The organism is Streptomyces sp., assembly GCF_019510245.1.
GTDB lineage: Bacteria > Actinomycetota > Actinomycetes > Streptomycetales > Streptomycetaceae > Streptomyces.
This window is the reverse complement of sequence record NZ_JAEKKT010000133.1, coordinates 31,154-55,652: the sequence shown is the minus strand read 5'-3', so window position 1 is coordinate 55,652 and position 24,499 is coordinate 31,154. Positions and strand designations below refer to the sequence as shown.

Below are 24,499 nucleotides of genomic sequence, written 5' to 3'. Positions count from 1 at the left end.
TACGGCACGGTTCACGGTTCGCCGGCGAGCCGGCGCAGGTGGGGGCCGTACTCGGGGTCTGACAGGGCGGTCGCGAACTGGGCGGTCAGGTAGGCCAGCCGGTTGCCGGTGTCGTACCAGCGGCCCTGGAGGACCTGTCCGTAGACGGCGTGGCTGCCCGCGTGGGCGCTGATGGCGTCGGTCAGGTAGAGCTCGCCGGTGCGCCGCTCGTACCACCGCTCGGCCTGGTCGCGCAGTTCGTCGATGATGCCGGGGGTGATGACGTATCCGCCGATGGCCGCGTAGGCCGAGGGGGCGTCCTGCGGCTCGGGCTTCTCGACGAGACCGGTGATGCGCAGGAGTCCGCCGCCCAGGTCGTCCTTGACCATGGGCACTCCGTAGTGCCGGGAGTCGGCTGGGTCGATCGGCATGAGGGCGAGCACGGGGCAGCCGGTCTCCTCGTAGGCCTTGATCAGCTGCCGTGCGCGCGGCACCTCGGCGACGAAGACGTCGTCGGGCCACAGGACGAGCATCGGCTCGTCGCCGTGGTGCTGCGCGGCGTTGAGGACGGGGGTGCCGTTGCCGTACGGGCCGTCCTGGTCGAGGTAGGTGATGCGGCCGAGCCGGGACAGCTCGCCGACCTCCTCCACCGCGTCCGCGTAGGCGGATTTGCCGTCCGCCCGTAGCCTGGCGACGAGGGTGGGGGCGGGCCGGAAGTGCTCCCGGATCAGGTCCTGGCCGCCCGCGGTGACGATGGTGATGTCCGTGATGCCGGAGGCGACGAGCTCGCGGACGGTGTGCTCGATCACGGGTCTGTCGCCGACCGGCAGCATCTGCTTCGGCATCGCCTTCGTCAGCGGAAGGAGACGGGAGCCCAGGCCGGCGGCGGGAAGGACCGCCTTGCGGATCATCATGACACCTGCCGCTCATGGTTGCTGGTCGTGGCCGAACGGGCAGCGGCCCCTGCCTCGCGCCCGGGCGTCGTCGTCGAGGTAGAAGTTGGGGCGCTGGTCGGCCTGGTCGTAGTAGCGGTGGAAGACCGGTGTGATGCCCCCCGAGACCGGTGGGACGATCCAGGTCCAGTCGGCGGGCACCGTCCGGCCTGCTCGTTCTTCCCTGGCCAGGTGGATCAGGAAGCGGCTGGACTCGGTGTGGTGGTCACTGATGCGCGCGCCTGCCTCGGCGAACGAGTGCAGGACGGCGACGTTGAGTTCGACCAGGGCGCGGTCACGCCACAGGGTGGTCTCGTCGCCCGTGTCGAGGCCCAGGCGGGCGGCGACGAGGCCCAGCAGGTTGTAGCGGTCCTTGTCGACGAGGTTACGGGCGCCGATCTCGGTGCCCATGTACCAGCCGTTGAAGGGGGCGAGCGGGTAGTCGACGCCGCCGATGCGCAGGCGCATGTTGGATATGGCGGGCAACGCGTGCCAGCGCAGGCCGAGTTCGGCGAACCACGGGTGGTCCGGGTGGCGGAGGGGGACTTCCAGGACGGCGTCGGCGGGGAGGTCGAACAGCTGCGGCTTGGTGTCGTGGGTGTCGATGACCAGCGGCAGTACGTCGAAGGAGCCACCGGGGCCGTTCCAGCCCATCCGCTGGACCAGCTCTGTGAATTCGGCGTATGCGGCATCGCCGACGACGCCGCCGTCGGGCTGACGGTAGCCGGCGTACCGGATGAGCTGGTCGTTCCAGACCCGGGGGCCGGGGCGGTCGGGGGTGTCGGGGGCGAAGACGGAGATCGTGGGGCGGACGCGCCCGCCGTTGGTGCCGCGGCGCATATGGGTGATCAGGTGCTGGTGGATCTCCTCCGGCGTGCCGGCCTCCCGCCGGTCCACGACCTGCAGGCTGTTCCAGTACAGGCGGCCGATGCAGCGGCTGCTGTTGCGCCAGGCCACGCGGGCGCCGAAGGTCAGCTCGTCGGTGGTGTGGCGGTAGGTGCCGGTCTCCTCGATCTGCCGCTGGACCTGCCGCAGGCGCGTGTGGAGGGTGGTCTGCTGGTCGGGGTGTTCGAGGTGGTGCAAATGTACGAATTCCACTGCCTCGGCCAGGTCCGCCTGACGCGGCGGGGCGGAGGGGCCGCGGAGCGGGGCGGTCGGCTGCAGGGGGGCGTCCGGGGCGGGGGCGAGGCGTGCTGCGAGGGTGTCGGATGAGTTCATTGCCTGGTCCTCGGAGAGGGGGGCGGCGCGGCCCGTGACGACTGGGGCGGGAGGAGCGGCCGGTGGCCGTCCGCCGTACGGGCGTGGGCGCCCGCGCCGGCCACCGGGGCCGGGGCAGCGACGACGGGTCGTGGCCCCGGTGGAGGCGAAGGCGCCCACGCGGCTTGCGGGGACGGACGGTCAGGCGCCGCCGGATGCGGCGCCCGCGGGCTGCCCGGCCTTGGGGGTACGGGCGATGGAGGTGCCGAACAGCTCGTCCCAGTACGGGGCGCTGATGCCGAAGCCACGAGTGTCGTCGCGGAAGTGGTGGCGCATGTGGTACTCGCGCAAGGTGCGCAGCAGGCGGTTCTTCGGCCTGCCGTGGTGCAGGTAGAGGTGGAACAGGTCGTAGGCGAGGTAGCCGACGACGTAGCCGGTGCCGAAGACCGGCGGGACGTCCAGCAGGCCGGTGGAGATGTAGAGGGTCGCCGCGACCATGGGGATGCTCAGCAGCGGGCTGAGGATGGAGCGGCGCATGTCCTGGGGGTAGTCGTGGTGGATGCCGTGCAGGACGTAGTGCAGCTTGGCGCCGAAGCCGCGTTCGGGCTCGTAGTGCAGGACGATCCGGTGGCCCCAGTACTCGCTCAGGGTCCAGGTGACGTAGCCGGCCAGTGCCCAAGCGGCCAGTGCCCAGCCGCCGGTCCTGCCGACGGAGAGTGCCGCGGCAGCGGCCGCGACGGGGGTGAACATCGCGACGGTGGTGACGGGGTGCACGTGGATGAGCCGGTCCACCAGCGGGATGCCGGTCACGGACGGGGCGTTGCCGCGGCGGACGGCACCCTTGGTGGAGTATGACCGCTGGGTGGGGGTGGCCATCAGGCTGCCTCTCTCGGCAGCGTGTGGCCCAGCCGGGCCTCGTAGGAGGTGCGGGCCTGGAAGTCGGTGGTGCGCAGCAGTTGGTCGGCCTTGAGGAACCGGCCCATGGCGTCCCGCCACGCCTGGGGGAGCAGATAGAGCGAGCGGGTGACCGGGTTGGTCCAGCCGGGGACGTAGACGTTGTAGCGGGGGCGGCGCGCGGTGCGGAGCACGGCGGCGGCGATGTCCCGCGGGGTGAGCAGGGGCACGAAGCGGCCCTTGCCGACACCGGAGGTCAGCTCGGTCTGGGCTGGGATGGGCAGGATGATCGAAAGATCCACGCCCGAGCCGCGCAGTTCGGCGCGGGCCGCCTCGGACAGCCCGACCACGCCGTGCTTGGCGGCCGAGTAGGTGGCGCAGCCGGGCAGGCCGACCATGCCGACGGCGGACACCATGTTGATGATGTGCCCGTGGCCGCGCTCGCGCATCGAGCCCATCGCGGTCTTCATGCCGTGGATGGTGCCGAGGAGGTTCACCTCGACCTGGTGCAGGGTGGCGTCGTCGGTCTCGTACTCCAGCCGGCTGACGATCATTTCTCCGGCGTTGTTGACGAGGATGTCGACGGGGCCGAGTTCGGCCTCGACGAGCTTCCAGAACTGCTTGACCGACGTGGGGTCGGTGACGTCCAGCGGGTATGCGTGCGCGCCGATCTCGTCGGCCACCTTGGTGGCGAACTCGGTGTTCCGGGCGCCGATGGCGACCTTGGCGCCCTTGGCGATGAACATCTCGGCGGTGGCGCGGCCGATGCCTCGGCTGCCGCCGGTGATGGCGACGACCTGGTTGGTGAGATTCCTGGACATGTTTCCTCCAGCGGGGGCGGTACGGGGGCGGAGTCGTCAGGACAAAGCGCGGAAGCGGCGTCCGTGCCAGATCAGGGGGCGGACACGGGAAGCGCTGAGGGAGTGGATCCGGCCGGTGACGATCGTGTGGTCGCCGCCGGGGTAGGTGTCCTGGACGTCGCAGACGAGATAGGCCGCGCAGTTCTCCAGGAGGAGGGCGCCGGCCTCCCGGTGGCACGTTGCCGCGGCGAAGCGGTTGTGCTGGCCGGTGCCGGGATCGGCGAACGCCTTGGCGACTTCGGTCTGGTCCTCACGCAGCACGTTCACGGCGAAGGTCCCGTGACTGACGATGTAGTGGAGCGTGCGGCTGCGGTTGGCGATGCAGACCAGGATCAGCGGCGGATCCACGGACAGGGAACAGACGGCGCTCGCCGTCATGCCGGCCGGCCCGTGGGCACCGTCCGTGGTGATGACGCTCACCGCGGCCGGCAGATGAGCGAAGACCTCGCGGCACTTCCCGCCGGTCGTCGGGTTGGTCAGGGGCGGGCTGTCCGGGAGCCGTTCGGTGACGGTCACCGACAGCAGCGGGTAGCCGGCGGCGCTGGTCATGGCCGCGTGCTCCCGTCGGTGACAACGGCGCCGGCCGGGACGGTCTCCGGCTCGTCGAGCCGGACATGTGAGCCGAAGAGACCCGTGGCGATCAGACCCATGGTGTCGAGGAGCGTCCGGGCGGCGATGGGATCGATCAACGAGGCGAGGGTGGGGATGCCGAGGTCGAAGACCGCGGTGAAGCGGGCCGTGGTGCCGGGGGCGTCCTGCGTGACATACCACCCACCCTCGAAGCGTTCGAAGTCGCCGTCGAGTTGGGTGAACTCGATGGTGAGGGCGGCCGGATCGATGCGATCGCGTTCGGACCAGCACAGCACGCCGTTGCGGAAGTTGGCCTGCCAGTGCGAGTCGACGGTGTCGTGGTCGATCTCGGTGACCCGCACCTCGCGGATCGCGTCGGTGAACTTCGGGTAGGCGCTGAAGTCCCGCAGCCGCTCGAAGACGGTCAGCGGGTTGAGGTCGGGGATGCGGACGTCAAGGGTCACTTCGGGCATGTCAGTGGAGTTCCTTCGTCAGAGCGGTGACGGCAGTGGTGAAGGCGGTGGAGATCCAGTCCAGGTCGGAGGGCGTGAGCACGGCGGGCGGGGTCAGCCGTACGACCCGGTGGGCGTTGAGGGAGTGGTTGACCAGCACGCCCGCCTCCAGCAGATGCAGCACGAGCTCGCCGGCGAGCTGTTCGTCGCGCATCTCGATGCCGATCAGCAGGCCGCGTCCGCGCACCTCGCGGACCGCGTCGCCCAGGGGGGCGAGTGAATCGCGCAGCAGGGTGAGAAGGTCCTCGCCCGGCAGCCGGGCCCGGTGCACGAGGTCCTCGTCCGCGATCGTCCGAACGGCGGCCTGCGCGGCGGCCATGGCGACGGGGGCGCCGGCGAAGGTGGATGTGTGCAGGTACGGGTCGCGGTCGAACGGCGCGTACGCCTCGGCGGTGGCCACCGCCGCCGCCACGGGGATGACCCCGCCGCTGAGGTTCTTGCCGACGAGCAGGATGTCCGGGTGAATGTGCTCCTCGTCCGCGCCCCACCAACTGCCGAGCCGGCCGAGGCCGGTCTGGATCTCGTCTAGGACGAAGAAGGCCCCGTGGTCGGCGCACAGACGCTGGACGCTGCGGAGGTAGCCGGGCGGCGGCAGGACGACTCCGCCTTCGCCCTGTACGGGCTCGACGACCACGCAGGCGGGCGGTCCGTCGGCGAGGGCCGCGGCCAGCGCCTCGGTGTCGCCGTACGGCACGTGCTCGGCGGCCAGCAGCGGGCGGAACGGCGCCTGGTACAGCTCCTTGGCGGTCAGGGCCAGCGCGCCGGTGGTCTTGCCGTGGTACCCGCCGACGGTCGAGACCAGACGGTCCCTGCCATGGGCGCGAGCCAGCTTGACGGCTGTCTCGGTCGCCTCCGCACCGGAGTTGACGAAGTGCACGTAGTCCAGGCCGGGCGGCGTGACCTCCGCCAGCGCGGACGCGGCCTGGGCGGCCACCGGTTCGAGTAGCAGGCGGGTGGCCAGCGGGTGGCGGGTGACCTGGTCGATCACGGCCTCGACGACGCGGGGGTGGCAGTGCCCGAGCAGGAAGACGCCGTAGCCGCCGCAGTCCACGTACTCCTTGCCGTCGGCGCCGAAGACGCGGGAACCGTAGGAGGTGACCTCCATGGCGCCGCCGGTCAGGGAGGCGAGGCGGGCGCGGCCCCGGCCCAGGTGGCGCCGGTAGGCGGAGAGGACGTCGGACGCGGAGGGCTGTGCCGTGGCAGGGGAGACGGGCGGCGCGGTCATGCGGGGACCCCCGCGGCCATCGGCCGCGCGACCGCGGGCTCGGGAACGTTGCCCAGCTTCTTGGCCCGCGCGAGATGCAGCAGCGTCTGGCGCAGCGCCGCTTCCAGCTGGGGGCCGGTCAACGGCGGCTGTGCTAGGTGCCGTTGGCCGAGCGAGGTCGGAAAGACGGGAGCGTCGGAGAACAGTGCGGTCATGGCGAGCATGTCATCGAAGCGGCGCAGCGCGCGCTTGGGCAGTCCTCCGGCGAGGAACACCGGCCGGATCAGCCGGTCCACCATGTCGGCGCCGACGATGCGCGGCATCAGCGTGCTCAGGCCCAGCTCGGTGCAGACGCCGGACACGAGATCGAGTACCTGCTGGGCCCGTAGGGCCTCCCGCCCGGATGTGACCCATGTCTCGCCCTCGCGGCGGTCGTCGGCGATCAGTGCCGCGATGGTGCGGGCCACGACGTCCTGCGGCACGAAGTCGATCAACGACTCGGCGGGCAGCGGAACCAGCGGCATCAGGCCGCGCAGCAGCATCAGCAGGATGCCGTGCAGGCCCTGGAAAGCGGAGATCTCCCCGGTCCGCGAGTCGCCGATGACGATGGACGGCCGGACGATCACGGACGGCACACCGGAGTCGCGCACCACCTGTTCTCCGGCCCGCTTGGAGTCCAGGTAGTCCTCCGGACGGGCGCCGGCCTCGCCGGTCTCGCGGCCCAGACGGGAGCGGGTCAGTTCGTGACGGGCCACGAACGCGGTCGAGATGTGGTGGAGGACTGCGCCGGCGTCGGCCGCGAACTCGACCACCGCACGCGTTCCGGCCTCGTTCAGGGCGTGGGTGGCCTCGGGCCCCTTGGTGAAGTCGGTGACCGCCGCGCAGTGCACGACCACGTCGACACGGCGGGCGAGATCGGTGTACGTCGCCCGGTCCAGGCCAAGGTGGGGTGCAGTCAGGTCGCCGTGGATCTGCTGGGCGGCCGCGGGGCAGCGACACCGGTGGATCAGGGCGACGACGTCGCAGGACGAGGGAAGTTCGGCGAGCAGGGCGGTGCCGAGCACGCCCGAGGCTCCGGTGAGGAGAACGGTGGGACGGCTGGAGGAAGTCACGTCGGGTACCTCGCGGGGTCGGAGGGCGGGCAGGGCGGCGCAGGGCGGCGCCGCACCGGGGCAGCGCAGCACGCAGCGGCAGCCGTCGGGGGCCCGCGTCGTCGGAAGGGAGGGGTGAGCCTGGACTCAGGCGGGGATGCGCAGGGATTCGCCGGCGCCGAAGTACCCGGCCAGGGCCTCGTGCATCCGGGAGCGCGAGGGCGGGTGGAAGGCCAGGGCGCGGCAGGCCGAATTCAGGTATGCGATGTCGTCGCCGGAGACGAAGGCCATGCCGCCCAGGGCCTCGACGCACACGTCCAGAACCCGGCCGATGAGGTCCTGCGTCGTGTACCGGGACACCAGCGCCTGGGCGAGGACCTCGTCGTCGATCGGCGCGTCGGAGGCGCGGGCGGCCAGGCCGCGCAGCATGAGGGCCGCCGACTCGACGGCGGTGACCGCCTGCGCGCGGGCCGCGGCCGGCACCCCCGGCCTGGCCAGGGTCCGTTCGACCAGAGCCGAGGCCGCGCCGAGATAACTGGCGGTCATCAGGGCTTCGAACCAGACGAATCCGACCGTGTTGAGGTGGTCGAGCTCGCCGTCGACGGAGACGTCGGTGCGTACCAGCAGATCACCCGGGACCTCCACGTCCTCCAGGACGACCTCGTCGCTCTCCGTGCCGGCCAGCACGGGGCTCTTCCAGAAGGGGCGCACGGACAGTCCGGGCGTCTTCGCCGGGACGACGGCTACGGCCAGACGCGCTGTGCCGTCCTCGTCCGGGAACGGGAAGGAGGCGGTGAGCAGGTCCATGGACCAGGCGAGGCTGCAGGGCTTCTTCACGCCGTTCAGCCAGACCTTGTCTCCTTCCACTCGCGCGGTGATCGCGGGGTTGAGGATGCCCTGGCCCGTCCGGCCTTCGGCGAATCCCGAGGCGAGCAGCAGGTTCTCCTTGACGATGGCGGCCAGCAGCATCCACTCCATCCCGCTGCTGCGGGCGGCAGTCTCCACCAGGGAGGCGACGGAGAAGTGGTGCATGGTCGTGGCGATCGCCAGAGAGGGCGACCGGGACCCCACCGCGCGTTGCACGCGGACCGCGGCGAGCAGGTCGGCACCCTTGCCGCCGTGCTCGGCCGGCACCAGCAGGCCCGGACCACCGGCGGCGCGGAAGTGGTCGAGTCCTGGGTTGCCGGGCGTCTCCCACGTCGGCAACGGGGCGCCGGTGAGAGCGTCGTCCAGGCCGGGGAGGAGATCGGCGAGGGCGGCGCGTTCGTATTCCAGAAAGTGCATTTCCGCGAGCCTTACGTTGTCGAGGGAAGATCGCCGGAATGTCTGGAGCTCTACGGGACCAGGGCGCTTGTCCGTGGTCCCGGCGACCCACCCAACGTATGAGGCGGTGTTGCAAGAGGACTTCAGACAGCTGGCAGGATTGCGTAAGCGGTCTGTAGCTGACGGAGCATCAGAACTGCACCGTCTCCTTCAAGTTGTGAGAAGAACAGAACATGTCGGTCCCGGACGGGAACGCCGTCCGAGGGGTCGGTCAGCTCTGCTGCGCGGCTTCCGCCTGTGCCTTGAGCCGGGCCAGCGTGAGATCGATGTTGCGCCGGTTGCGCCTGGCCCGGTTCACGACACCGGTGGTGACGACAGAGATCAGCAGCATGGCAGTGCCGCGCAGGTCGCGAGTGCTCTCGGTGACGCGGCTTCCTCGTGAGGTCGGAACGATGTCGTAGCGCCAGACGGAGACCTGGTGACCGAGGGAGGTGACGCGGAACGCGAGCCGTTCGTGCGGTACCGCTTCCAGGACGGTTGTGGTCGTACGCCACCGCCACGGGCCGTTTCGGTTCCACGTGTGGAAGGTCGCACCAGGGGTGGGGGTGATCTCCTGGGCGTGGCCCGGGGTCCCGGTCTCGGCCATGAAGCTCTGCCAGCGGGACAGATCCGTGATGATTCCGTACACCGTGGTCGGGTAGGCGGCGATCTCGATGCTGCCCACCAAGGTAGCCTCGCGCACGTCGCTCCTTTCGATGCCGCCTGCTCGCGTCCGTTCGGCTCGGCCTCGGCGGAAGATCGTAGGAGGCCCGGGCCGAGTGGGCCGAAGGGGACTGTCGTGACCGCTCCTGACGTCTTCCCGAGGCCCGGCTTCGCCGACGGGCCAGGTGGTCCCGGTGGGGAGGGTGATGCCGACCGTGGTTGGGCAGGGGTCTGCGCCGAGGTTACCGGCCGGTGTTGCAGTCAACCGGCAAGTCATGTGCAAAAGATTCACAACTCATTGATACTGTCTACTGCTAAGCAGCTTAGTTAGACTCCCAACCGCACGTTTCAGTGGGCAATTTGAGCAGAGCCTGACGGGGAACCTTATGCGTGTTCTGCTGGTAGAAGACGACGAGCGTGTCGCCGATGCCTTGGATACGGCGCTGCGCCAGTGCGGCCACGACATCGTTCTCGCGCCGACCGCCTCCGAAGGACTAGTGCATCTGGAGGGCTGCGAGATGGTCCTGCTCGATCTCGGTCTGCCGGACCTGGACGGGGTGGAGGTCTGCAAGCGGATCCGCTTTCGGTCCGCGGTGCCGATCATCGTTCTCACCGCTCGTGCCGAGGAAATAGACAAGGTCCTGGCGCTGCAGGCCGGGGCCGACGACTACGTCGTCAAGCCGTACTCGGTCCATGAACTCAGGGCGCGTATGGAAGCCGTCCTGCGCCGGACCTGCCGCTGCGGAGTCGGCCCGTCGGAGCACGACCCGTCGTGCGCCACCCAGCGCCGGGAGGTCATCGGTGTCGGGTCGCTCCGACTGGACCTGCGCAGTCGCTCCGTCACCCTGAACGGAAAACCGCTGGAACTCACCCGTAAGGAATTCGAGTTACTTGTCATGCTGGTGGAAGAGCCGGGTGCCGTGCACACCCGGGAGGACATCATCAACCGGGTCTGGGACGAGAACTGGTTCGGTTCGACCCGCACGCTCGATGTCCACATCGGCGCGCTGCGTCGCAAGCTCGGGTCCTACGACTGGATCGAGACCCAGCGTGGGGTCGGATTCCGGCTGGGGTCCCCGTCGGCTCCGTGACAACGCCCGTCCGAGGAAGAGCGCACCATGCAGCGCCGCCTGATGATCGTTTATCTCTCCCTCACCGCCGTACTGCTGTTGGCGACGGAGATTCCACTCGGTTTCAACCTGGCCATGAACAACTACCACCATCTGGTGATTCACCAGGTCTCCAAGGCCTTCTCCCTCGCCTCGGCGGCAGAGGCGACCGCCGGCGCACCAGCTCCGGACGACGACTGGAAGACACAGGCGACGGTCTACGGGAAGCAGGAGAAGGCCGTTGTGATGCTCTTCGACGCCCAGGGGCGAGAGACCTTCACCACCCGTCCGAGGACTCGGATCAGCGATTCGGAGTGGCGGCGGACACTGGACAGCGCGCTTGCCGGAGAGAGCACTGTGCCGCTGGACTACTCCTTCAACATCAGCGCACGCCCGCTGTTCGTGGCCGAACCTGTTCTGAGACGGGGGAAGCCGGTCGGCGCGGTGGCGACCATCTCCCCGACGGCGTCCCTGCGTTCGCAGGTGGCCAAGGACGCGCTGATTCTCTTGGGGGTGGCCCTGGCCGGGCTGCTGGCCTCGGCAGTCGTAGGGATACCCCTGGTGCGCTGGAGCCTGGCCCCCGCCCGACGGCTGCAGGAGGTGGTTCGCCGAATCGCCCAGGGGCAGTACTCGGTCCGGGCGTCCGCGGACCGTGGGCCGACCGAGTTGAGGGAACTTGCCGAGGCCGTCAACGGTATGACAGACCGGTTGGTCTCGGTGCTGGAGGCCCAGCGCAGCTTCGTCGCGGACGCCTCGCACCAGATGCGCAACCCGCTCACGGCGCTGCGCGTGCGAGTCGAGGCGCTGGAGGCACTCGTGCCGGAGGACGGGCGGGAGGATCTGGCGATCGCGGTCTCCGAAGCGGACCGCCTCAGCCGAATCCTGGACGAACTCCTTGCCCTGGCGAACGCCGCCATTGCGGACGGCGCAAGCAATGCCGTCGACGTCCGGGCGGTCGTGGAGGCGCGCGCCAAGGCGCTGAGCAACCGGGCCGAAGAAGCGGACGTCACGATAGCGGTACAGGGACGTGGCACGCCCGCCACCTGCCTGCCGGGTGCGCTGGACCAGGTGCTGGACGTCCTGCTGGACAACGCGCTCGGCTTCTCCCCACGGGGGGGACGGGTGACCGTGCGGATCCGCTCCGATGACGCCTCGGTGTACGTGGAGGTCGTGGACGCGGGACCTGGGATGTCGGCCCATGAGAAGGAACGGGCGACCGACCGCTTCTGGCGGGGGCGCCAGCCGACCCGTCGCGGCGGTTCCGGACTGGGGCTGGCCATCGCGAAGGCGCTGCTCAATGCAAGCGGCGCCAGGCTGGAACTGGACGCCGAACCGCACGGCCTGGTGGCGCGGGTGGTCCTGCCGCGGATGGTGCCGGCAACGGCGCTGGCCGGCAGCGGCCGGACAGCCGTGCGCCCTGACGGGCTCGCGGGGGAGAGGAAGCCGGCCCGTCAGGGCAGCGCAGGGGCAGCTGCCGATCGGCCCGAGGCCTGAGTCAGACCCGTGAGGCGACCAGCTCTTCCAGTGCGGCTGCGGCCGCCGGGCCGCCACCGGCCGCGGCGAGCCGTTCCGCCACCTGCACGGTCTGCTGCTTTTTCGTCATCGCCTGCCGCACTGCCTCGCGCAGGCGCCCCGGATTCAGTCGTCCGGCGGGCAGACGCGTCCCCGCACCCGCGAGGTCGACCCGCCGCGCCACCTCGATCTGATCCCGGCCGAACGGCACGATGCACACGGGGACCCCGGCCAGCAGCGACTTCTGGGTGATGCCCATGCCACCGTGGCACACCACGCAGGCCGCCCGCCGCAGCACCAGGCTGTGGGGGACGAACCTGACCAGGTGGGCGTTGGCGGGGGCGTTGAAGCGGCTGGGATCGACGGACGCGGTCGTGACGACGACGTCGTACGGCTCGTCGGCCAGGGCGTCCAGGGCGGCCTGGATCAGCTTTGAGTCGTCCTGGAACACCGTGGAGACGGTGACCAGGACGATCGGGCGCTTGATCCTGGCGAGCCACTCGGGCTCCTCGTCGTCGGCGGCCGGGTCCCAGCTGCTGGGGCCGACGAAGCGGACGGACGGCGGGAGTTCGGTGCGCGGGTACTCAAGAGGCTGGGCCGTGTAGGACAGGACCAGCGGCGCCGTCATGTACAGGTCGGGCACGCTCCTGACCTTGGACAGGCCCAGCTCGCGCCGCAGCTTGTTCACCGGCGGCAGCGCGGAGTTGAACAGCGGGAGCGCACCCTGACGGAGTACCTCGTCGCGCAGGCGGCCCACCCAGTTCCTCGCCGGCTTGAGTCCGAGCCCGAAGGGTGGCGCGTCCCGGGTGGTCAGCGGCAGCAGGAAGGTGGCCACCTGGGCCCAGGGCAGGCCGGACGCCTCCGCGGCAGCCGCGGCACCCCAGCAGTTGTTGTCCAGCGCGATCACGTCAGGCTGCCACTGGGCCAGCGCGTTTCGGAGATCGGCGGCCTCGTACCGTGTCCGGTCGACGTACATGGCCACCGAGCGCCGCAGCGCGCCGATCGGTGTGCGCGCCTTCCATGTGTCGTCCTCACGCTTCTCGATCTCGGGGTGGATCGCCACGGCACCGAAGCCGAGCGTCCGCAGCGTGTCCAGGCTGGACTCCTCGGCGAAGACGACGATGTCGTGGCCGTCGTCGCGCAGTTCGAGCAGGGTCGGGATCAACGGGTAGACATGCCCGCTGCCCGGAGCGGTGTAGATGAGAAAACGGCTCATGACGGACTCCCTCTTCATCATGGTCGGTGGGCGGTGTGTTCACACGGGTGAGCACGTCCCGGCAGGCCGGCCGCCTGGTCAGGCGGCGGGCACGCGTACGGCGGTCTGTTCGGCGGCGGCGGACTGGTCGGGGAAGTCGCGCCGCCGCATCAGGGCGAAGCCGACGAGCCCGCCGACGACCGCGACGATGCCGCCGACCCGCATGACCAGGTCCATTCCGGCAATGAACGCGTCGTTGGCGGTACCGGCGACCAGCGCACGCTGTCCCGGCGGCACCGCGGCGGCCACCTCGGTCAGCCGACCGGCGGCGACCATGTCGGTGAGCTTGGCCGTCTCCTTGGCGGGCAACTGCCCCGAGGCACCGATGGCATTGGAGAAGTGGTCTGCCATCCGGCTGTGGGCCATGGAGCCGAAGGCCGCGATGCCCAGGGCGACGCCGCCCTGCTGGAAGGTCTCACTGATCCCGGACGCCATGCCGGCCCGCCGTAGCGGCACCAGGGCCACCGCGGAGGCCGCGCGCACGGGATTGAACACGCCCATGCCGAAACCTGCCAGCAGCATGCCGGGCAGCAGGTCGCTCCACTCGGAGTCGGCGGTGATGCCGCGTGCGGCCAGCATGCCCAGCCCGAGCGCGGCACAGCCGATCCCGACCAGCAGCCGGGCCGGCATCCGCTCCGAGAAGGTGCCCGCGACGGCCGCGGCGACGAACAGGGCAAGCGTGAGCGGCAGGTAGCGCACGCCGGTGCCGTACGCGGAGAAGCCGAGGACGTACTGCATGTACAGCACCTGGAGCAGGATGGCCACGTTCAGTGCCGCATTGGCCGCCACGGTCGCGAGGCCGAGCCCGTTGAAGGACCGGTTGCGGAGCAGGTCCAGATCCAGCATCGGCTCCGGCGTACGCCGTTCGATCAGGACGAACAGGGCCAGCAGGATCGCCGTCCCGACGAACAGGCTGACGATGAGCGGGTCCGTCCAGCCCTGGGACTCACCGCGGATGAGGGCGAAGACGAGCATGGTGAGGGCGACCGAGAAGACGACGAGACCCGGCCAGTCGATCCGCTTGCTCTCCGGGTCCCGGGACTCGGTGGCCCGGGTCAGCATGACCGCGATCACGAGGACTCCGATCGGCACGTTCAGCAGGAAGATCCACCGCCAACTGATGGCCGTGAGTGCTCCGCCGATCAGCGGGCCGAGCGCCACGGCCAGCCCGGTGACGCCGCCGGAGATGCCGAAGGCGATGCCGCGTTGCTTGCCATGGAAGTCGTTGGCGATCAGCGCGGGCGAGACGGCGTACATGACTGCGCCGCCCACACCCTGAACGGCCCGTGCGGCATTGAGCATCAGCGTGCCGGTGGCCAGTCCGCAGGTCAGCGAGGCCAGGGCGAAGATCGCCAGCCCGATCACGAAGACACGCCGCCGCCCCAGCCGGTCGGCCAGCGTGCCGGCCGCGAGGAGGAAGGCCGCCAGCGTCAGGGCGTAAGAGTCGATCACCCACTGCAGGTCGAAGAAGCTGGAGTCCAGGGAGCGTTGCATGTCGGGCAGGGCGACGTTCACGACCGTCACGTCGAGCAGCAGCATGAAGGTCGCCACGGAGACCGCACCGAGCATCCACCACTTGTTCGGGCGGGTAGGGGAGTTGCGGGGTGGGCGGTGCGGCGGCTGTGTCGTACCGGCGTTGCTGTCGGCCATCTCGGGCACTCCGGGGGGAGAAACGTGGAGGGGACGCGGACACGCGGAAGCGTGTTCACGTGGCCGACACTAGGGAGACGACTGACAGCGGCAGACCAGCCCTACTGCAGAGGAAGTTCAAGAATGTGTACGGGGCCGGTGTCTCAGGGCACGACCGGTGTCCCCTGCATGTTCGGGTGGTAGACGCCGATCTGCGTCAACGGCACCCGCGCCCGTCTCGGACGCCTTCTGCATCAAGGACTTCTTACTTGAATCGGGTGAGGCTTTTACCAGGAACCTGCACAGGATCTGCTAAGAATCTTAGTAGTCATGTTCCTGTCGGGGAGCCCTGCCACGTCCCGTGCTTCCACGCCGCCGCCCTGGCTGGGGCCTGATTGCATCCGCCATGGGCCCTGACCGGGTCCGCAACGTCCGACGGGACTCTGCGCAGCTCTGTGGGGGAGTAGTGATGGCGTCTTCCGAGACGGCACGGGCGAAACGTGATCCTGGAGGTGCGGCACGTGACGCCGCCGTAACCGCGCAGTATGCGACCGCCGCCGACGCGACCCGTTATGCCGAGTCATACGGGGGCCGGCGGCCGCAGGCGCGGTTTTTCTGGTCCCGGCTGCATGTGGTCGACGAGGCGCTTCGTGCCGTGCGGCGTGGCCGTCTGCTGGACGTGGGTTGCGGGCCTGGCATGCTGGTGCGACACCTTCTCGACACCCGCCCCGGAGCATTCCGGATCACCGGATGCGACCTGTCGCCGGCGATGATCGACGCGGCCGCCGCTCGAACGGCGGGGTCCGGCGACGTCGAGTTCAGCGTGGCGTGTGTCGAGGAGATGCCCTTTCCCGACCAGTACTTCGATGTCGTCGTCGCGATGGGCGTCCTGGAGTACGCCGACGCCGGTGACGCGCTGCGCGAGATCGCACGTGTGGTGCGGCCGGGGGGCCTGGTCGTGGTGACGATGCTCAACCCGCTCAGCCCGTACCGGCTGGTTGAGTGGTGCGTCTACTGGCCGTTGCTGCGTGTGCTCGGCCGCGTCGAAGGACTGTTCGGCGTGCCGCGGCATGCGGCGGACGTGTCCGGCATCCGAGCGATCCGGCCGGCCCGACTGCGCCGGATGATGCGCCAGAGCGGACTGACACCGCAGGACGCGGTCCACTTCGACGTGACGCCCCTGGTTCCGCCGCTGGACCGGCCGGTCCGCCGCTGGAGCCGGACATGGCGTGAGCATCCCGAAAGGACCGTGAGCCGAGGAGCCCGCCGCTGTTTGGGCACTGCCTATCTGGTGAGGGCGCGGCGCGACGACGAGGCGTAGCGGGACAGGGACCACGTCGGCCGTCCCGTGGTCAACGGCACCCGCGCCCACCTCGCACGCCAGGGAACCCCGCCCGACCCGGACGAGACCGCTACCAGAAAAGGGCTCAACGCCCCCTCGGCGCACGATCAGCGTTCCTTTCGTGCTGGCGTGGTACGTGCAGACGAAGGGGTAACCGCCGTGGCGGCTGCGGACGAGGCGGGGCTGTGGGGTGTGGCGGTGGTCGTCGCCCGGTCGGCGGCCCAGTGCGGCCGTGACGGTGCTCTGCTGGGAGGCCCACCTCAGCCCGCGTACGTCGAGCACAGCGGTACTGCGCTCCTTGGACGGATACGCGTGACCGCCGTGCGCCTCGTGAACTGAGTGGTCGGGCACCGTCACTTTTTTGAGCGAGGGGGCGGTGGAGTCGGGCGTCGTGGTGGTACGCCCCGGCCCGGGTGCAGGTGCACTCCCAGGGGCAGACGCGGCGGCCCGGCCAACACCTCGCGCACGGTGATCACCGCCTCGTCCGGGACGACGGCCGGACACATATACCCGCGCTTTGGTCTGCGGGCCACTTCACCCATACGTGGCGGAAAGCTGCCGGATCGTGACGATGTGCTTACGATCTGTCGCATGCCGCAGGAATCTGCCGGCTGCGCGAGGGTGCGCAGGCCGGCCCTCGCCCTCCTCGTGGGTCTGGTGCTGATGCTCCTGGCCCACGCTGTCGCGTGCGCCGCGGACCTGGATGACGGGCACCCGCACGCCACGACCGTGGCCGCGTCGGCGGTGCATCAGGAGGCCGGAGCGGACAGCTCGCGCTCCGTGTGGGTGGCAGCGGACTGTGCCTTGGATCACGGGGCGGACGAACACGACGGGCACTGCACCCTGTGCTGCGAGCCGGCTGACCGGCCCGCCGGCCCGCGTGTGCCCGCGGGGACCCTGGTTCTGGCGTTCACGCTCATCGCGCTGCTTTCCCTGCGACACCGCGTGGTGGATCCCGTGATGTCGGGCGGCCCGCAAGGGGGAGGGGATCCGGCGGCCGTGCCGACTCCCGGCGGCTCCCATCTGCTGAACCTGGTCTGCGTCAGCCGTACGTGACCGTGCCGCCCGGCGTGCACCGCCGGGCCCTCCGGCACACCCACCCGTACGGCAGACAGCGGCCTCAGCGCGAGCGGGGCCGCGAGAGGACCCCCACATGAGTACTGCCCTGCGCGGCGTCACGTCGCGTGACATCACCTCGTTCCTCGTGGCACACGAACTTCCTGAACCGGCTGGGGCGCCGCGGCGCTCACCGGCCGGCATGGTCGGCAACACCCCTGTCCTGTGGATCGGGGAGCCCTTCAACCCGGCGGGCCGCGGCTTCTGGGCGAAACTGGAGGGCGCCAACCCCGGCGGCATCAAGGACCGCCCGGCACTCCACATGGTGGCTGCGGCCCGGAAACGGGGTGTCCTCCGGCCAGGGGCGCCGATCGTCGAGTCCACCAGCGGCACCCTCGGCCTCGGCCTGGCCCTGGCCGGGATCACGAACGGCCATCCGGTCACCCTCGTCACCGATCCCGGCATGGAGCCGCTGATGGTGCACCAGCTGCGCGCGCTCGGAGCGCACGTCGACATGGTCACCGAGCCACATCCCGTGGGCGGCTGGCAGGAGGCACGCCGCGAGCGGGTGCGGGAACTGCTCGCCCGTACCCCAGCGGCCTGGTGCCCCGACCAGTACAACAACCCCGACAACGTTGCCGCCTACGCCCCGCTGGCCCTGGAACTCATCGTGCAGCTCGGACGGATCGACGTCCTGGTCGCGGCGGTCGGCACCGGCGGCCATTCGGCGGGCATCGCCCGCACCCTGCGTAGCTTCACCCCGGAACTCAAGCTCGTCGGTGTCGACTCGGTGAACTCCACCGTCTTCGGCCAGCCCGCCGGACCTCGTCTCATGCGCGGCCTGGGCAGCAGCATCCATCCCGGCAACGTCGATCATGCGGCCTTCGACGAGGTTCACTGGGTGGCCCCGGGGGAGGCGGTGTGGGCCTGCCGCCAACTGGCCCGCGGCCACTACGCCAGCGGCGGCTGGAGCGTGGGCGCCGTCGCACTCGTCGCGAACTGGCTGGCCCGGACCGAACCGGAGCGGACCCTGATCGCGGCGATCTTCCCCGACGGCGTGCACCGCTACTGGAACACCGTCTACAGCGAACAGTACTGCCGCACCCACGACCTCCTCCGCAGCCTCCCCGCCGCCGAGCCGGACGAGATCGCGCACCCGGGCGTGCGCACGGTGGAGCGATGGACCCGCTGCACCGACGTCACCGCGCCGGAAGGGGCACGGCGATGAAGTCCCCTGCCACGCAGTTCCGTTCGTTCAACGGATGCAGCCGTCTGCTGATGATCCAGCAGTTCACCATCAACACCGCCTTCTACATGCTCATGCCCTACCTCGCCGTCCACCTCGCGGACGGCCTGGGGATGGCCGCCTGGGCGGTCGGCCTCGTCCTCGGGGTGCGCAACTTCGCCCAGCAGGGCATGTTCCTCGTCGGCGGCACGCTCGCCGACCGGCTCGGCTACAAACCCGTGATCGTGACAGGGCTTGTGCTGCGAACCGCCGGCTTCGGCCTGCTCGGCTTCGTCAGCTCACTGCCGGCTCTGGTCGTAGCGTCGCTGGCGACCGGGTTCGCGGGTGCTCTGTTCAATCCGGCCGTCCGCGCGTATCTGGCGCAGGAGGCGGGGGAGCGGCGCGTGGAGGCGTTCGCCGCCTTCAACGTCTTCTACCAGGCGGGGATGTTTGTCGGCCCGCTGGTCGGACTCGCCCTCCTGACTGCCGATTTCCGGCTCGTCTGCTCTGCTGCAGCCCTGCTGTTCCTAGCCTTGACGGTGATTCAGCTGCGCATGCTGCCCACCCACAGGGGCACATCGCGGGCCGAACCCGGCGGTGTGCTGGCCGACTGGCGCACGGTCGTCGCCAACCGCCCGTTCCTTCTCTTCGCCCTGGCCATGATCGGCTCGTACGTCCTGTCCTTCCAGATCTACCTGGCACTGCCGTTGCAGGCGCACCGCATCGGCCCGGACCGGGGCGACGCGGTGACCACGGCCCTGTTCGCGGTCTCGGCCGCGGTCGCCGTGGCCGGCCAGCTGAAGATCACCGCATGGGCCCGGGCGCGCTGGTCGTCCCTGCGCGCCATCGTCTACGGCATCGCACTCATGGGTACGGCCTTCCTCCTTCCACTCATCGACACCGGCACGGCGACCCGTACCTCCGGCCCGGCCGCCTGGACCGTGACACTGGCACCCCTGTTCGCGGCGGTGGTCCTGCTGGGACTGGGCACAGCGATGGTCTACCCGTTCGAGATGGACACCGTCGTCTCCCTGGCCGGCGGACGCCTCGTAGCCACCCACTACGGGCTGTACAACACCGTGGCCGGCCTGGGCATCACGCTGGGCAACCTGACCACCGGCGCCGTCTGGGACGCCGCCGACCGTCTCGGGCGCCCGGAACTGACCTGGTGGGTGCTCGCGGCGACGGGCGCGTTCTGCGCCGGCTGCGTCGCACTGCTGGCGCGTTCGGGCCGGTTGACCGCGGGCCCCGAACCGAAGCTCACGGCCGTGGCGTCGTGACCGTGCCGACGCGCCGGGGGCGACCTTCGGCCCGGACATCGGCTGCCGCATCGGCGGCGCCGTTGCCCCCTGGCATCGGCGCCCCATCTCACCGACGCCGGACAAGGACCTCGCCGCACGCTCCGGGTAAAGGTCTCGTCATGTGTGTCTCGTGTGCCTGAACGGTCGACTGTCCACGAACGTACTAAGGGCATCAGTAGATAACCCGTATGACAACAAGGGAGAACTCCGTGTCCCGGCACCGCATTGCCCTCGTCATGGCCTCGGGCGTCGCCTCGGCGTTGCTGCTCACCGCGTGTGGATCGTCCAGCGACAACTCCGCCAACACCGGCGCGGCCGCACCGGTGGCCTCCGCATCCGCAGAGGCCACGACGCCCGCCGACGGTGGCACGTCCACCTCAAGCAGCGGCGCGGGCCACATGGTCAGCACGAACATGCTGATGTCCAAGACGATGTCCGGCATGGGGGCGGTGATCACCGACGCCAAGGGCTTCACGCTCTACCGCTATGACAAGGACCAGGTGAACATGTCGATGTGCACCGGCAGCTGTGCGCAGACCTGGATGCCGGTCATGGCCGACGGCACCCCTCAGGGGATGGGTGTGCAGGCCAAGGTCGGTGTCCTCACCCGCGACGACGGCATGAAGCAGATCACTCTCGCCGGCTGGCCGCTGTACCGCTACATGGGCGACACCAAGGCCGGTGAGATGAACGGCCAGGGCAAGGAGGGCGCGTGGTTCGCCGTCACGCCGGCGGGCAAGAAGATGGCCGCCTCGGGGTGACGGGCGCTGCGTGCACCGCGGCGGCCGGTCATCGGCCGATGTTGTGTTCGCAGCCCGATTAGTAGAAGGCGATACCCCCGGTGGGTATAGTGGGCGGGTCGTGTCGGACAAGACAGGGTGGGGAAAGCGATGACGACAGCCACAGACCGGCGGGCCGGCCCCCGCGGCAGTGCGGTGCGCTGCGCGCGGGCCGTGGTCGTCGCGCTGCTCGCCGCGCTCGCCGTCCTCGTCCATCACGACACGATGTCCGTGGTCATGCCCGTCCACTCCACGAGTGCGATGGCCGGCATGGACCACACCTCCGCCGCCATGACCCCGACGGCCGCCCCGGCCGCGCACGGTACGGCCCTCAAGGTCGCGAACACGGCGATGGGCGATGACGGCGGAGCCTGCCCGGGTCCCGGCATGCAGCACTGCTCGGCCGGGGACGTAGGCACGGCGAAACTCCTGCCATCGCCTGCCGCTGTCACCATCGTCCGTTCGGACGCCTTGCGTGGCATGCCTGCCCGGCGCGATCCGACCGGGACGTCACACCGTGCGCCACCCGATCTCTCCGTCCTCTCCCGGCTGCTGATCTAGGCCGGATCCCGCGAGCCGCCCCCGCGTCCCCCCTGGTACGCGAGCGGTGCTGCCCGCGCGCGGTCCGGCCAACGGCACATCGAGGAGAGGACTCCCCACGTGAACCACATGAACAGCATCAACCGCCGCTCCGTCCTGCTGGCCGGGCTCGGCGTCGCGGGCGCGGGCGCGCTCGCCGCGTGCAGCAGCGGCTCCGGCAGCTCCACCGCGTCCCTGGTCAGCCCCAACGGCGAGGCAGTCGCCGCAGCCGAGAAGAAGCGCAAGAGCACCGGCAGGACGCAGCAGGTGACCCTGACCGCCGCGCGCGCCATGCTCGACCTCGGCGGCGGGGTCATGGCGGACAGCTGGGCCTTCAGTGGCCGGACCCCGGGCAAGGAACTGCGCCTGTCCGTGGGTGACACGCTCGCCGCCGAGCTGTCCAACCAGCTGCCGGACAAGACCACCACCTCCATCCACTGGCACGGCATAGCCCTGCGCGCCGACATGGACGGCGTACCCCCGGCCACCCAGGCCGCCGTACGCCCCGGCAGCAACTTCACCTACCGCTTCGTCACCGACGCCCCCGGCACCTACTTCTTCCACCCGCACGTCGGCGTCCAGCTCGACCGGGGCCTCTACGCCCCGCTGATCGTGGAAGACCCCAAGGAACCGCTCCCGTACGACGACGAGTGGGTCGTCGTCCTCGACGACTGGGTCGACGGAGTCACCGGCACCCCCGACGAGGTCTTCGCCGAGCTCAAGCAGGGCATGGGCGGCATGGACATGGGGGGCATGGACATGAGCGGCGGCTCCAGCGCCAGCCCCAGCAGCTCGTCCTCCGACAGCATGGGCGACATGGGCGACATGGGCGACATGGGCGCGATGGACATGATCGGCGGGAGCACGGCCGGCATGAGTGCTTCGCCGTCCGCGTCCGCCTCCGGCGGCATGTCGACGAAGTTCTTGCTCATGGGTGCCGAGAGCAAGCTGCTCGGCGGTGACGCCGGAGACGTCAAGTACCCGTACCACCTGGTCAACGGCCGCGTCCCGACCGACCCCGACGTCTACACCAGCAAGCCCGGCAAGCGCATCCGGCTGCGCATCATCAACGCGGCCGGCGACACCGCGTACCGGGTGGCGCTGGGCGGTCACAAGATGACGATCACCCACACCGACGGCTTCCCGGTCAAGCCGACATCTGTCGACACTCTGCTGGTCGGTATGGGGGAGCGGTACGACGTCACAATCACCCTCGACGACGGTGTCTTCCCGCTGGTCGCCCTCGCCGATGCAAGAACGCCAACGCCATGGCAGTGGTGCGTACCGGATCCGGCAGTACGCCGAAGCCAGGCGTCCGCCCCTCGCAGCTGGACGGCATGATCATGTCCGCCTCCCAGCTCAAGGCAGCGGACGACGTCCGTCTCGACTCGAAGAGGACCGACCGGGTGCACCGCATCGAACTGACCGGCGGCATGGGCAAGTACAACTGGGGCATCAACGGCAAGCGGTTCGACATGAACAACCCGACCGCGAACCCCATCCTGGTCAAGCAGGGCGAGCGGGTCCGCCTGGACTTCGTCAACAAGACCACCATGTGGCACCCGATGCACCTGCACGGCCACACCTACCAGCTCGGCACCGACGGCCCGCGCAAGGACACCACCATCGTGCTGCCGAAGAAGACGGTGTCCGTGTTCTTCGACGCCGACAACCCGGGGCAGTGGATGCTGCACTGCCACAACGCCTACCACGGCGAGGCAGGGATGATGGCGCTGGTGGCCTACCAGGCTTGACGAACGTCCGGGCCGGCTCCTCCGTCCGCACTTCGGTGCGGACGGAGGAGCCGGCGACCTCGGTCGTCTGCAGGCGGCAACGACGGCTTCTACAACTCCGCCGCATGCAGAAGCGCCTCGGCTGCCTGAGCCCCAACGAGTTCGAGGAGATGCACTTACGCGGCAGATCATCGGAGACGCCCTCGCCGAGGCGGGGCGCGGCGAGACCGACCGGCTGCTCATCCTGACCCCGCTCCAGGTCGGCAAGTCCGCGCTCCCGGCGGCGCCGCAGCCGTCCGGGGGGACGGGCGGCGCGGCGTCCGTGTACGGCTGCAGGATCGGGCTACGCGGGAAGCAGGGCCCCGGACCCTCTGAGCGACGGTCGGGTCTTCGAGCAGGCGTCGTAGTGCGTCCAGTTTCTGGGGGGCGACCGCCTGGCCGTCCCCCGCGGGCGGGAGCGTGTCGTAGCGCGGCAGTGTGACGATGCTCGGGTCCAGGTAGTCCTTCTCCATGCTCTCGAACTCCGGTGCCACCCATGGACGTGCCCGTCCGGCGCCGTCCCACGGGTTGAGTGTGCGCCCGTACCAGAACGGGTGGTCGGGGTCGACGCCGTACAGGGTGGGCGACGTACTGCCACAGGAACTTGTCGGCGACCTGCCCGAACTCGGCCTTGCTCAACGGCGGGAGCGGCGAACTTCGCAGTCTGGTGAGTCGAGGGTCTTCGCTGTACGGGGCGAACAGGAGTCGCGTCTCCGTCGCGCATCCGGCCTTCGCGACCCTGTCCACCCAGCAGTGCCAGTCACGTGTCCGCGCGTTTTCCCGCATTCCGAAGGGCTTTGCGGAGCGCGGAGATCTCGGCGGAAGACATCTGGTCCACGAAGTGGGTCAGCGCCACCGGGCGGTCCTCGCTGGCGCTCAGGGCGTCCTCCATAAGGGCGGCCGCGTACTCCTCCCGCGTGCGGACCGGCTCGTACAGCCAGGCCCGGCCGTCTTTCTGCTCGCGCACCAGCCAGCCCTTGCTGTGGAGGATGTTGGCCACGGTCATCACGGTGGTGTAGGCGACGGTCCGGGTCCGGTTGATGTCGTCGACGACCTCGCGCACGGTCGCCGGGCGCCGCCACCTCCACAGACGGTCCATGATCTCCGCCTCCAGATCACCCAGCCGTCGCATGCCCAGCATCTCCTTCTGCACCGCGGTAGTAGGAGTCATCGTAAAGGCTGCGGGCGACCGGTGGCCTGGCCCGAGTGCGGACGGGTCCGACACGGTCGCCTCAAGCCCGTCGACGGGGCGACGCGCTGTCGCCGGCCGTCGACCCGCGACGTCCGGAACGTGCGCTGCCTTCCCGGCCGGTGCCGTACAGATCCTCGTTGAGGCGGCCGAAGACCTGCTGGCCATGGCCCAACTGCCGTCGAATGCCTTGAGGCCGTGGGTCATCGTGGTACGCAGTGCGCTCGGCATGCCGATGAGGGATCGGCCGGAGAGGGGCAATTCGGACCAACCACTGTGTTCTTGAGTGAAGCGCTGACCCGCTGTATGGCGCTTAGTCGGGATTGCCGCCCGCTGTTCGGTTGCTTCGGTCACGGCCTGCTTCGAGTTGGCCGCGCTGGTGATCCTCCAAGGCGCAGCCTGGGCGTCGGCGCGTTGTTCGGCCCAGGGGTGCGCTGGCTGTCGTGGGCGGTGCTGGTGCCACGGGATTCGGGTGCGCGGCGCTGGCGGCCCCACTGCATCGTGCCGGGCGTCTCACGCCGTAGCGGGCCGCGGTGGCTGTGCCCGT

Annotated in this window: 21 protein-coding genes and 1 pseudogene; 9 read left to right on the top strand and 13 right to left on the bottom strand. The window is 70.0% G+C overall.

Annotation, left to right across the window (positions count from 1 at the left end):
* Positions 1 to 11: 11 nt before the first annotated feature.
* The 10 genes from JF597_RS18090 to JF597_RS18045 all read right to left on the bottom strand — a co-directional run bounded on the left by JF597_RS18090 (position 12) and on the right by JF597_RS18045 (position 9,244).
* Positions 12 to 893: a UTP--glucose-1-phosphate uridylyltransferase gene (locus tag JF597_RS18090; RefSeq protein ID WP_293995799.1), complete on the bottom strand. Its 882-nt coding sequence runs from the start codon at positions 891 to 893 to the stop codon at positions 12 to 14.
* A 12-nt stretch (positions 894 to 905) separates the two neighbouring features.
* On the bottom strand, positions 906 to 2,129 hold the full coding sequence (locus JF597_RS18085) for a nitric oxide synthase oxygenase (RefSeq protein WP_293995797.1): 1,224 nt from the start codon (positions 2,127 to 2,129) through the stop codon (positions 906 to 908).
* 180 nt (positions 2,130 to 2,309) lie between these two features.
* The gene (locus JF597_RS18080) at positions 2,310 to 2,984 is read right to left on the bottom strand and encodes a sterol desaturase family protein (RefSeq protein WP_293995795.1); all 675 of its coding nucleotides are present in this window, start codon (positions 2,982 to 2,984) and stop codon (positions 2,310 to 2,312) included.
* Positions 2,984 to 3,823 carry an SDR family oxidoreductase gene (locus JF597_RS18075; RefSeq protein ID WP_293995793.1) on the bottom strand — a complete coding sequence of 280 codons (840 nt, stop codon included), beginning with the start codon at positions 3,821 to 3,823 and terminating at the stop codon, positions 2,984 to 2,986. The genes JF597_RS18080 and JF597_RS18075 overlap by 1 nt, the downstream gene beginning before the upstream one ends.
* Positions 3,824 to 3,859: 36 nt before the next feature.
* Positions 3,860 to 4,411: a flavin reductase family protein gene (locus JF597_RS18070; protein WP_293995791.1), complete on the bottom strand. Its 552-nt coding sequence runs from the start codon at positions 4,409 to 4,411 to the stop codon at positions 3,860 to 3,862.
* Entirely contained in the window at positions 4,408 to 4,905 is a 498-nt protein-coding gene (locus JF597_RS18065; RefSeq protein WP_293995788.1) for an SRPBCC family protein, read from the bottom strand. Before JF597_RS18065 ends, JF597_RS18070 begins: the two co-directional genes overlap by 4 nt.
* A 1-nt stretch (position 4,906) precedes the next feature.
* Positions 4,907 to 6,169, bottom strand: coding sequence for an aminotransferase class III-fold pyridoxal phosphate-dependent enzyme (locus tag JF597_RS18060; protein ID WP_293995786.1), 1,263 nt, complete (start codon positions 6,167 to 6,169; stop codon positions 4,907 to 4,909).
* Entirely contained in the window at positions 6,166 to 7,260 is a 1,095-nt protein-coding gene (locus JF597_RS18055) for an SDR family oxidoreductase (protein WP_293995784.1), read from the bottom strand. Before JF597_RS18055 ends, JF597_RS18060 begins: the two co-directional genes overlap by 4 nt.
* Positions 7,261 to 7,386: 126 nt before the next feature.
* Positions 7,387 to 8,523 (bottom strand): acyl-CoA dehydrogenase family protein, encoded by a 1,137-nt coding sequence (locus tag JF597_RS18050; protein WP_293995782.1) that lies wholly within the window; start codon positions 8,521 to 8,523, stop codon positions 7,387 to 7,389.
* 250 nt (positions 8,524 to 8,773) lie between these two features.
* On the bottom strand, positions 8,774 to 9,244 hold the full coding sequence (locus JF597_RS18045; RefSeq protein WP_293995780.1) for an SRPBCC family protein: 471 nt from the start codon (positions 9,242 to 9,244) through the stop codon (positions 8,774 to 8,776).
* 346 nt (positions 9,245 to 9,590) lie between these two features.
* Here JF597_RS18045 and JF597_RS18040 point away from each other — a divergent pair, with 346 nt between their 5' ends.
* Both JF597_RS18040 and JF597_RS18035 read left to right on the top strand, forming a co-directional pair.
* A complete protein-coding gene (locus JF597_RS18040) occupies positions 9,591 to 10,295 on the top strand; it encodes a response regulator transcription factor (RefSeq protein ID WP_293995779.1) in 705 nt (234 codons plus the stop codon).
* Between the two features lie 27 nt (positions 10,296 to 10,322).
* Positions 10,323 to 11,807, top strand: a complete 1,485-nt coding sequence (locus JF597_RS18035) for a HAMP domain-containing sensor histidine kinase (protein ID WP_293995777.1) — start codon at positions 10,323 to 10,325, stop codon at positions 11,805 to 11,807.
* A 1-nt stretch (position 11,808) separates the two neighbouring features.
* Here JF597_RS18035 and JF597_RS18030 read toward each other — a convergent pair whose 3' ends face one another.
* Positions 11,809 to 13,041 carry a nucleotide disphospho-sugar-binding domain-containing protein gene (locus JF597_RS18030; RefSeq protein WP_293995775.1) on the bottom strand — a complete coding sequence of 411 codons (1,233 nt, stop codon included), beginning with the start codon at positions 13,039 to 13,041 and terminating at the stop codon, positions 11,809 to 11,811.
* A gap of 78 nt (positions 13,042 to 13,119) precedes the next feature.
* Complete coding sequence (locus tag JF597_RS18025; RefSeq protein ID WP_293995773.1) at positions 13,120 to 14,730, bottom strand: MFS transporter; 1,611 nt, start codon at positions 14,728 to 14,730, stop codon at positions 13,120 to 13,122.
* 448 nt (positions 14,731 to 15,178) lie between these two features.
* On the opposite strand from JF597_RS18025, the gene JF597_RS18020 reads away from it, so the two are divergent.
* From JF597_RS18020 to JF597_RS17990, 7 genes and pseudogenes are all read left to right on the top strand, one after another.
* Complete coding sequence (locus tag JF597_RS18020; protein ID WP_293995771.1) at positions 15,179 to 16,030, top strand: class I SAM-dependent methyltransferase; 852 nt, start codon at positions 15,179 to 15,181, stop codon at positions 16,028 to 16,030.
* Positions 16,031 to 16,642: 612 nt separating this feature from the next.
* Positions 16,643 to 17,107: a hypothetical protein gene (locus JF597_RS18015; RefSeq protein ID WP_293995769.1), complete on the top strand. Its 465-nt coding sequence runs from the start codon at positions 16,643 to 16,645 to the stop codon at positions 17,105 to 17,107.
* A 97-nt stretch (positions 17,108 to 17,204) separates the two neighbouring features.
* On the top strand, positions 17,205 to 18,335 hold the full coding sequence (locus tag JF597_RS18010) for a PLP-dependent cysteine synthase family protein (protein ID WP_293995767.1): 1,131 nt from the start codon (positions 17,205 to 17,207) through the stop codon (positions 18,333 to 18,335).
* Complete coding sequence (locus JF597_RS18005) at positions 18,332 to 19,612, top strand: MFS transporter (protein ID WP_293995765.1); 1,281 nt, start codon at positions 18,332 to 18,334, stop codon at positions 19,610 to 19,612. The genes JF597_RS18010 and JF597_RS18005 overlap by 4 nt, the downstream gene beginning before the upstream one ends.
* Positions 19,613 to 19,821: 209 nt before the next feature.
* Positions 19,822 to 20,394, top strand: a complete 573-nt coding sequence (locus JF597_RS18000) for a hypothetical protein (RefSeq protein WP_293995763.1) — start codon at positions 19,822 to 19,824, stop codon at positions 20,392 to 20,394.
* 129 nt (positions 20,395 to 20,523) lie between these two features.
* Positions 20,524 to 20,973, top strand: coding sequence for a hypothetical protein (locus JF597_RS17995; RefSeq protein ID WP_293995761.1), 450 nt, complete (start codon positions 20,524 to 20,526; stop codon positions 20,971 to 20,973).
* A gap of 108 nt (positions 20,974 to 21,081) precedes the next feature.
* A pseudogene (locus JF597_RS17990) lies at positions 21,082 to 22,745 on the top strand (multicopper oxidase family protein).
* 778 nt (positions 22,746 to 23,523) lie between these two features.
* Here the strand turns inward: JF597_RS17990 and JF597_RS17985 are convergent.
* Entirely contained in the window at positions 23,524 to 23,895 is a 372-nt protein-coding gene (locus JF597_RS17985; protein ID WP_293995759.1) for a BlaI/MecI/CopY family transcriptional regulator, read from the bottom strand.
* Positions 23,896 to 24,499 lie beyond the last annotated feature (604 nt).